Raw genomic sequence first — 2,991 nt, forward strand, 5'->3', positions numbered from 1 at the left:
CGGCCAGCGGCGCGATCGCCGCGACGGCCGAGACGAGCAGCGGCCCGCCGGTGTTGCCGATGTCGCCGCACAGCCGCCAGCCGCCGAGGAACTGGGAGCGGCCCTCCTGCGGCGCGACGTCGGCGCCGAGCGTCATCACGATGCCCGACCCGAGCCCGTTGCCCAGCGCGATGAGCGCCATCACGGCGCCGACGGTGAGTGCGGAGTCTGCGAGGGGGAGCAGCAGGCAGCCGACGCCGACGGCCACCACCACCGGGACGGCCACCACCCGGCGGCCCTTGGTGTCGAGCAGCCAGCCGCCCGGCAGGGTGAGCAGGATGTCGATGGTGGCCGCGACCGCGAACAACAGCGAGACGACGGCGGCGGAGATGTGCACGTGGTCGGCCCACAGGGGCAGCAGGCCGGTGCGCACGGACCGCGACGCGCCGATGATGATCACTGCCACGCCGAGGGTGAGCAGGGTGCGGCGGTGCTCCCACAGGACCGAGCGCACGGGCAGCGGCACGGTGCCCCGGCGTACCCGGCCGAAGTCCGGCATGCGGGTCACGATCAGCGCCGACGCGACCGACGCGCACGCAGCGAGCAGGAAGACCGAGCGCACCCCGAACAGGTGGATCAGCAGCGCGCCCAGGAGCGGGCCGATCAGGATGCCCAGGCGCATCGACCCGCCCAGGAGCGCCATACCGCGCGCCCGGTGGCTGAGCGGTACCGCGTCGATCAGGAAGCCCTGCCGGGCCAGCAGGAACGCCGTCCAGCTCATGCCGCTCACGAACACACAGACGCACAGCAGCCAGACCGAGGGCACCAGGAACGCGACGATCATCGCCACGGCGTCGACCAGGCCGGCGATCACGAGGGTGCGCCGCTCGCCCAGCCGCGCCACGAGCGCGCCCGAGGGCAGCGAGTTGACGAGCTGGCCGATCCCCAGCAGCGCGACGACGAACGCCGCCATGGCGGTGGCCGCGCCCAGGTTGCCGGCGTGGATCGCCAGCACCGGCATCACGGCGCCGTGGCCGATCGAGCTCACGACGGAGGGCAGGTAGGCGACGACGGCGATGTCGCGAAAACGGAAGTCCCGATCGTCCTCGGAACCGTCCGGACCGGGACTGTCTGAACCGCCGTCGCTCGTCACGTCGCCATCGTGCCAGATAGTTACCCTCGGCAACGACCTGGTCCGCAGTGTGGGCTTGTCTACTCCAGCACGGCCCCCTTCGACGCCGACTGCACCAGCTTCGAGTACTTGGCGAGCACGCCCCGCTGGTAGGAGTGCGGCAGCGGCGCCCAGCCCGCCGTCCGTGACTCGAGCTCGGCCGGGTCGACCAGCAGGTCGAGCGTCTTGCTCGCCACGTCGAGCCGGATCCGGTCGCCGTCGCGCACGAAGGCGATGGGTCCGGCGTCGACGGCCTCGGGGGCGATGTGCCCCACGCACAGGCCGGTGGTGCCGCCGGAAAACCGGCCGTCGGTGATGAGCAGCACGTCCTTGCCGAGGCCCGCGCCCTTGATCGCGCCGGTGATGGCGAGCATCTCGCGCATGCCAGGACCGCCCTTCGGCCCCTCGTACCGGATGACGACGACGTCGCCGGCCTGGATGGTGCCGTCCTCCAGGGCGTCGAGCGCGCCGCGCTCGCGCTCGAACACGCGCGCGGTGCCCTCGAACACGTCGGAGTCGAAGCCCGCCGACTTCACGACGGCGCCCTGCGGGGCCAGCGAGCCGCTCAGGATCGTGATGCCGCCGGTGCGGTGGATCGGGTTGTCCATGGCCCGCAGGATCTTGCCGTCCGGGTCGGGCGGCGCGATGTCGGCGAGGTTCTCGGCCATGGTGCGGCCCGTGACGGTCAGGGCATCGCCGTGCAGCAGACCGGCGTCGAGCAGGGCCTTCATCACCACGGGCACGCCACCGATGCGGTCGACGTCGTTCATCACGTACTGCCCGAACGGCTTGAGATCGCCCAGGTGCGGCACGCGGTCGGCCACGCGGGAGAAGTCGTCGAGGGTGAGCTCCACCTCGGCCTCGTGCGCGATGGCGAGCAGGTGCAGCACCGCGTTCGTGGACCCGCCGAACGCCATGACCACGGCGATCGCGTTCTCGAACGCCTCCTTGGTCAGGATGTCGCGCGCCGTGATGCCCTTGCGCAGCAGGTTCACCACGGCCTCGCCGGACCGGTGTGCCCAGGTGTCACGACGGCGGTCGGCCGCGGGCGGGGCTGCCGAACCGGGCAGCGACATGCCCAGCGCCTCGGCCGCCGACGCCATCGTGTTGGCGGTGTACATGCCGCCGCACGCGCCCTCGCCGGGGCAGATCGCGCGCTCGATGCGGTCGACGTCCTCCTGGCTCATCAGCCCGCGCGAGCACGCGCCGACCGCCTCGAAGGCGTCGATGATCGTGACCTGCTTCTCGGTGCCGTCGGTCAGCTTCACCCAGCCCGGCATGATCGAGCCGGCGTAGAGGAACACGCTGGACAGGTCCAGGCGGGCTGCCGCCATCAGCATGCCGGGCAGCGACTTGTCGCACCCGGCCAGCAGCACCGAGCCGTCGAGGCGCTCGGCCTGCATCACGGTCTCCACGGAGTCGGCGATGACCTCGCGGGACACGAGCGAGAAATGCATGCCCTCGTGGCCCATCGAGATGCCGTCCGACACGGAGATGGTGCCGAACTCGAGCGGGTAGCCGCCGGCGGCGTGCACCCCCTCCTTGGAGGCCTTGGCCAGACGGTCCAGCGACAGGTTGCAGGGCGTGATCTCGTTCCAGGAGCTCGCGACGCCGATCTGGGGCTTGGCGAAGTCGTCGTCGCCCAGCCCGACGGCGCGGAGCATGCCGCGCGACGCGGTGGCCTCGAGGCCGTCCGTCACCTGGCGGGAGCGGGGCTTGACGTCGACCGGGGGGTTCTCGTCAGTGGTCATCCTGCATTGTGCCTCGCGCGGGCCGGCCATGCGCGAGCCAGTCCGAGAGCCGCCGCGTGAACCAGGCCCCGCGCTGGAGCGGCAGGCCGT

General features: G+C 71.9%; 2 protein-coding genes. Both read right to left on the reverse strand.

Features of this window, described 5'->3' with window-relative positions:
* The coding region (locus PROKR_RS30280) for an MFS transporter (RefSeq protein ID WP_036971747.1) at window positions 1-1,132 on the reverse strand (1,132 nt) is incomplete at its 3' end.
* Window positions 1,133-1,191: 59 nt separating this feature from the next.
* On the reverse strand, window positions 1,192-2,901 hold the full coding sequence (gene ilvD / locus PROKR_RS30285; RefSeq protein WP_036971750.1) for a dihydroxy-acid dehydratase: 1,710 nt from the start codon (window positions 2,899-2,901) through the stop codon (window positions 1,192-1,194).
* Window positions 2,902-2,991 lie beyond the last annotated feature (90 nt).

Source organism: Promicromonospora kroppenstedtii DSM 19349, assembly GCF_000515355.1.
Classification (GTDB): Bacteria; Actinomycetota; Actinomycetes; order Actinomycetales; family Cellulomonadaceae; genus Promicromonospora; species Promicromonospora kroppenstedtii.

Bases quoted from the DNA above. Each gene is read 5' to 3' on its own strand.
- ilvD (WP_036971750.1), bottom strand. From the start codon at position 2,901: ATGACCACTGACGAGAACCCCCCGGTCGACGTCAAGCCCCGCTCCCGC.